Below are 5,831 nucleotides of genomic sequence, written 5' to 3' on the forward strand. Positions count from 1 at the left end.
ACCGGATGACCACTGTGAAGACGTTCGAGGATGTCCGTGACCACATCAACGCGAGCGACACGCTCTACCGTTACTGTTCGACGGTCGACCAGAAGGATTTTGTAGGTTTACGCACGGTGTTCGACGACGACGCTCGGATGCGCTACACCGCAGCCGGTACGTGGAGCGAGTGGGTCGAGGGCGCCGATGCCATCGTGGCCTGGGTCGACAAGATGACGGCGGACCGCGGCTTCCAACACCACCTTGTGTCTGTCTACCACGTCGACGTCGAAGGCGATCAGGCCTCGGCGCTCGCCTACCTCACCTCCCACCAGGTTGCCGCCGACGACCCCAACCAGGTTCTGCAGATGTCCAGTCGTTACCGCAACCGGCTGCGCCGCGACGGTGACGGTTGGGTCATCACCGAGATCCAACTCGAGATCGGCTGGATCGAGGTCCGGACGTTCGACCAGAGTCTGGCGCTCGGCTGATGTCGGCGCCCGTACCCACACCCATGCCGGAGCGCGCGACGCCCGCCGGGTCCTGCCCGGTGGTCAACTACGACATCATGTCGCCGCGGCCGGTGCTGGCGGGCATCGGAGAGATGGCGCAGCTGCGTGAGGCGTCCCCCGTCTACTGGAACAGTTTCGGGGCCGGCTTCTGGATGATCACCCGCTTTGATCAGTGCCGCGAGGCCTACCAGAACCCCGAGGTCTTCGGTAGCGACTCGGTGATCGTCCTGGACCCGAACCCGGGTTACCGCTGGATTCCGACCAATGTCGCCCCGCCCGAGCACGGCAGGTACCGTCAGATCCTCAACCCGCCCTTCTCACCCCGTGCGGTCGCCCGGGCGACGCCCCGGATGCGCGAACTGTGCGACCGGACCATCGACGCCTTTCTTGACTCCGGTGGCTGCGAGTTCGTGGCCGACTTCGCGGCGGTGTACCCGACCCGGGTGTTTTTGTCGATCATGGGTTTGCCTGAGACCGATGACGCGTTGTTCGTCGAGTGGGTGGACACGGTCTTCGACGCCTTCACCGATCCTGAGGGCCAGGCCCGGACGATGGCGGCGATGGGCGCGATGACCGAGTACTTCATCGGTGTCGTCGCGGATCGGCGGGCGACGCTGCGCGACCCCGAGAGTGACTTCGTCAGCTATCTCATGACAGCACATTATGAAGATAGACCGTTGCGTGATGACGAGATTCTGCAGATGTGCGTTGTGTTGGTGCTTGCGGGTCTCGACACCGTCAAGAGCCAGCTGAGCTATGCGTTCCACCATCTGGCGACGACGCCGGAGCACCGTCGACGGGTGGCGACCGAACCGGGGGTGGTGCCGACGGCGGTCGAGGAGTTCCTGCGGGCGTTCCCGATCATCCAGGATGGCCGAAAGATCACCCGTGACGTGGATTTCCACGGCTGCCCGATGAAGAAGGGGGACATGGCGCTGCTGTTGCTCGGTGCGGCCATGCGCGACCCGCGCTCGTTTCCAGACGCTGACCAGGTCGATCTCGACCGTGCGGTCAACCGGCACATCTCCTTTGCCGCCGGACCGCACCGATGCCTGGGCTCCCATCTCGCGCGCGCCGAGATGGCGGTTGCGCTGGAGCAGTGGCACCGGCGGATCCCCGACTACCGGATCGCGGGCGGTGAGCCGGTGCTGGAGCGCGGTGGTGCAGCCGGGCTGGTCGCCCTGCCGCTGGTCTGGGACCGGTCATGACCGCCGATCCGACAACGGGGGAGCGGCTCACCGTGCAGATCATGGTCGACCCCACCCGGTGTACCGGGCAGGGCCGCTGCTATTCGCTCGCTCCGGAGGTGTTCGACACCGATGACGACGGTTTCTGCCTCCCCCGCGGCGTCACCTTCGTGGTGACCGCGGACCGGGCACAAGCGGCCCGGCTCGGCGCCAGTTCGTGTCCGGAAGACGCGATCACGGTCGCGGCCGGTCCGCCGGGGCCGGCGGTGGACGTCTGACATGTGAGGTACCTGGGTGGATCGGGCCGCGTAAGCCGGACGCGTGCGCCGTGGGTCGGTGCCTGGGCGGCACTCGATGGGGTCGCCCAGGTGACCCGGTCAGTGCCTGCGGTAGCCGAAGTCGTTCGAGGCCGCAAGGTGGACCGGTCTTTCCGTTCGGCGAGAGAAAATCGCGTCCGCGCTACATTTCCGGGACCGCTTGTCGGATTTCCTCATAAGAAATAAGGTATAGATCACATCAGAGTGCGGCCGGGACGCGCGTCGTGACATCCGGCGTCTCCCGAAGACCTCGAGGGGAGCGGCGTCATGGCCGGGACGGCAGTGACCGATGGCATCAGAGTGATCGACGCGGATACCCATGTGATCGAACCCGCCGATCTGTGGACGTCGCGGATCTCCACGGCGAAGTGGGGTGATCTGGTTCCGCACGTCCGCTGGGATGACGACCTCCAGGAGGAGGCGTGGTATTTCGGCGACGCGCGCCTGTCTGCCACCGCGGGCGGAGCGATGGCCGGTTGGGCGGAGTTCCCGCCGAAGCATCCCCGGCGCCTCGCCGACGTCGACCCGGCGCTGTGGAACGCCCCCGACCGGCTGCGTAAAATGGACGAGTACGGGATTTGGGCGCAGGTGCTGTACCCCAACGTGGCGGGGTTCGGTACCGGGAGGTTCCTCGGACTCAAGGACCCCGAACTGATGGTGCGCTGCATCCAGGCGTACAACGACTATCAGACCGACTGGGCGAGCGCGGACCCGTCCCGGCTGCTGCCCATGGCGGCGCTGCCCTTCTGGGATCTGGCGGCGAGCGTCGCTGAGATCGAACGAACAGTCGCGATGGGGCATCGGGGCGTGATCATGGCTCAGGAGACCGACTTCTTCGGTCTGCCGCTGCTCGGTGATCCGCACTGGGACCCGATCTGGGCGACCGCCCAGGATCTCGGCGTTCCGGTGAACTTCCACATCGCATCGGGCGACCTGTCCCTGATCGAGAAGAACTTCCCGGGTAACGGGATCCACGCGAACTACGCCTCGGTCGGGGTTTCCTTCTTCATGGGCAACGCCCGCGCCATCGCGACCGTCATCTGTGCCGGGATCTGCCACCGCTTCCCGCGGCTGAATTTCGTCTCGGTCGAGAGCGGAATCGGCTGGCTCCCCTACGCCCTCGCCGCTTTGGACTGGCAGTGGAGGAACTGCGGCGTCCCGATCGAACACCCCGAATACGACCTGCTGCCCAGCGAGTACTTCCAGCGCCAGATCTTCGGCTGTTTCTGGTTCGAGCGGGAGACCGCCCGGCAGGCGATCGAACTTCTCGGAGCCGACAACTTCCTCTACGAGACCGACTTCCCGCACCCGACGAGCATGTCGCCCGGCCCGGCGAGCGCGGCGATCCGGCCGGACCTGTTCGTCGCGGAGGCGTTCGCGCAGCTGCCCGGCGACGCGCTGCGCAAGATCCTGCACGACAACGCCGCCCGCATCTACCATCTGGACTGATCCGGCCCGACCGGGCCCGCCGTCGGTGGGCGTGGAGTGCGGGTTGGTTCGGGCCGTCCGCGTGCACACATGATAGTCAACAATGTTGACGAGCCTTGTTCGCGATTTGATCTTCAGTGGCGCCTGTTCCTTGTGCACGAGTCGACCGGCCTGCTTTGCTGACGGAAAACTGACGATTCTCGGCCAGATCCGCGGCGGGTCTCCTTTGGGCGACGCCGGCCGGTATGAAGGAGGTTCACGTGTCCATTGATCTTGGCCATGACCCGGTGGTCAGTGAACTCGCCAGACGCACTGCCGAGTTCGTGCGCAGCGTCGTCGTCCCCGAGGAGGAGGCGTTCGCAGGCGTGGCCGCGCGCGGCGGTGACGCGATGCGGGCGCGGCTGCAGCAGGCGGCGAAGGACGCGGGGCTCTTCGCCCCGCACGTGCCGGCGCAGTTCGGCGGGCACGGCCTGGACATGCGCGGACGCGCACCCGTCTTCGAGGCGGCGGGCTACTCGCTGTTCGGCCCGCTGGCACTGAACATCGCCGCCCCCGACGAGGGCAACATGCACATGCTGGAGGCCATCGCGACGGCCGAGCAGAAGGAGCGGTATCTGCGGCCGTTGGCAACGGGCGAGGTGCGATCCTGCTTCGCGATGACCGAGCCCGCGCCCGGAGCGGGGTCGGATCCGACCGCTCTGACCACGCGCGCTGCAAAGGAGCCGGGCGGCTGGCGGATCGACGGCCGTAAGTGGTTCATCACCGGCGCGGACGGTGCCGCATATGCGATCTGCATGGCCCGCACATCGGGCGAACCGGGTCACCGCGGTGGAGCGACGATGTTCCTCGTCGATGCGGACAACCCCGGAATGAAGATCGTCCGTCATGTCGAGACCCTCGACGAGAGCCTGTACGGCGGTCATTGCGAGATGCTGTTCGACGGCTGCCTGGTGCCGCACGACGCGGTTCTCGGCGAGGTGGACAAGGGTTTCGACTATGCCCAGGTTCGCCTCGGGCCGGCGCGGACGACCCACTGCATGCGTTGGCTGGGGATCGCCGCCCGGGCCCAGGATATCGCCGTGGCCCGGGCGGCGGACCGGCGGCTGTTCGGTTCCCGGCTGGCGGAGCTGGGCATGGTCCAGGCGATGATCGCGGATAATGAGATTGATATCGCGGCGTCCCGCGGGCTGGTCCTGCAGGCATGCTGGGAACTCGACCAGGGTCGCTCCGGGGCTCAGTCGACCGCGGTGGCGAAGACGTTCACCGCCGAGGCCGTCTGGCGGGTCGTCGACCGTTCGCTGCAGATCTGTGGTTCCCTCGGTATCTCCGGGGATGTGCTGCTCTCGCGCTTCCTGCGCGAGGTCCGCCCGTTCCGTATCTATGACGGGCCGTCGGAGACCCACCGCTGGGCGATCGCCCGTCGTGTGGTCCGCCGTCACCTCGACAACCATGCGAGCGCGTCATGATGATTGTGGCGTCTGCCGGCTAGCGTCTGCCGGCTAGCGTCCGGCCGCCGGCCGCCGGCCGGCTAGATGATTTTTCGAGGTTTGTGCGACGGAAGAGTCCTTGTCGATCGCACAAACCTCGAAAGATCGCGTAGGCGTCGGTTCACCGGCCTTTGATGTCGAGGAAATAGTCGAGAAGGCGCCAGGTCGTCCGGTCGACCACACCGGTGACTGCCACCGCCGGGTCGTTCAACCGGCAGAATTCCTGGAAATCACGGAACGCTTTCTCCGTCAGCGGGCCGAAGGCGCCGTCCGGGGAGAGCAGGCGATTATCGCCCTCCCGGCCCGTAGCGATGTTGAGCGCGTTCTGAGCGGTCGTGACCGGGTGGCGCAGATCCGGGAACACCCCTGACTCGCCCTGGTCGAGGGACCCGCGCGCGCTCGTCGGGAAGTAGGCGAACCGGTTCGGCGGATTCTGGGGGGCGAGCGGGAAGCGCGGGCCACCGCTGAACATCGACTGCCAGTTCACGCATCCGGCGATGAGTATACCGCCGGCCAGCCAGGTTCTGCGTAGTACCTGATCGTTTCCGACGTTACCCTCGACCGTGACGACATTATTGCCGGTGCGTTCGACGACCAGGCCGGTGTGGGTGTCATTGCCAGCGGCGGTTTCGTGGCCTGTCCAGTCAAAAATGATCTGGTCTCCGGGGTTGGCCTCGGTGGAGGCGATGGCCAGGCCGTGGGCTCGCGCCCAGGACCAGATCGTGGGCACGTGCGCCGACTTCAGCGGGAGGTTGATCCCGACCTGCTCGAACATGCACCAGACGAAAATCGCGCACCATGCATTCCCGTCGTAGCCGAACTCCTGACCGTACTTCGTGTGATTGTGGCCGTCCCCGGCGTAGCCGACCTCCGCTAACGCATGCTCGACCAGCTGTTGTACAGCCGTCATCGTTGACTCCT

6 protein-coding genes are annotated in these 5,831 nt (G+C 66.3%); 5 read left to right on the forward strand and 1 reads right to left on the reverse strand.

The features are described 5' to 3' along the window. The 5 genes from U9980_RS06915 to U9980_RS06935 form a co-directional block, all read left to right on the forward strand. The coding region (locus tag U9980_RS06915) for a nuclear transport factor 2 family protein (RefSeq protein ID WP_322767173.1) at positions 1-470 on the forward strand (470 nt) is incomplete at its 5' end. After that, positions 470-1,699, forward strand: coding sequence for a cytochrome P450 (locus tag U9980_RS06920; RefSeq protein ID WP_322767174.1), 1,230 nt, complete (start codon positions 470-472; stop codon positions 1,697-1,699). The genes U9980_RS06915 and U9980_RS06920, both read left to right, overlap by 1 nt. Further along, positions 1,696-1,956, forward strand: coding sequence for a ferredoxin (locus tag U9980_RS06925; RefSeq protein ID WP_322747120.1), 261 nt, complete (start codon positions 1,696-1,698; stop codon positions 1,954-1,956). The genes U9980_RS06920 and U9980_RS06925 overlap by 4 nt, the downstream gene beginning before the upstream one ends. Before the next feature lie 306 nt (positions 1,957-2,262). Then, a complete protein-coding gene (locus tag U9980_RS06930) occupies positions 2,263-3,444 on the forward strand; it encodes an amidohydrolase family protein (protein ID WP_322754165.1) in 1,182 nt (393 codons plus the stop codon). A 239-nt stretch (positions 3,445-3,683) separates the two neighbouring features. After that, the gene (locus tag U9980_RS06935; protein ID WP_322767175.1) at positions 3,684-4,889 is read left to right on the forward strand and encodes an acyl-CoA dehydrogenase family protein; all 1,206 of its coding nucleotides are present in this window, start codon (positions 3,684-3,686) and stop codon (positions 4,887-4,889) included. A 142-nt stretch (positions 4,890-5,031) separates the two neighbouring features. Here U9980_RS06935 and U9980_RS06940 read toward each other — a convergent pair whose 3' ends face one another. Next, complete coding sequence (locus U9980_RS06940; RefSeq protein WP_322767176.1) at positions 5,032-5,820, reverse strand: peptidoglycan-binding protein; 789 nt, start codon at positions 5,818-5,820, stop codon at positions 5,032-5,034. Positions 5,821-5,831 lie beyond the last annotated feature (11 nt).

It is taken from the genome of Protofrankia sp. Cr1, from assembly GCF_963555865.1.
GTDB lineage: Bacteria > Actinomycetota > Actinomycetes > Frankiales > Frankiaceae > Protofrankia.

Bases quoted from the DNA above. Each gene is read 5' to 3' on its own strand.
- U9980_RS06925 (WP_322747120.1), top strand. From the start codon at position 1,696: ATGACCGCCGATCCGACAACGGGGGAGCGGCTCACCGTGCAGATCATG.
- U9980_RS06940 (WP_322767176.1), bottom strand. From the start codon at position 5,820: ATGACGGCTGTACAACAGCTGGTCGAGCATGCGTTAGCGGAGGTCGGC.
- U9980_RS06930 (WP_322754165.1), top strand. From the start codon at position 2,263: ATGGCCGGGACGGCAGTGACCGATGGCATCAGAGTGATCGACGCGGAT.
- U9980_RS06920 (WP_322767174.1), top strand. From the start codon at position 470: ATGTCGGCGCCCGTACCCACACCCATGCCGGAGCGCGCGACGCCCGCC.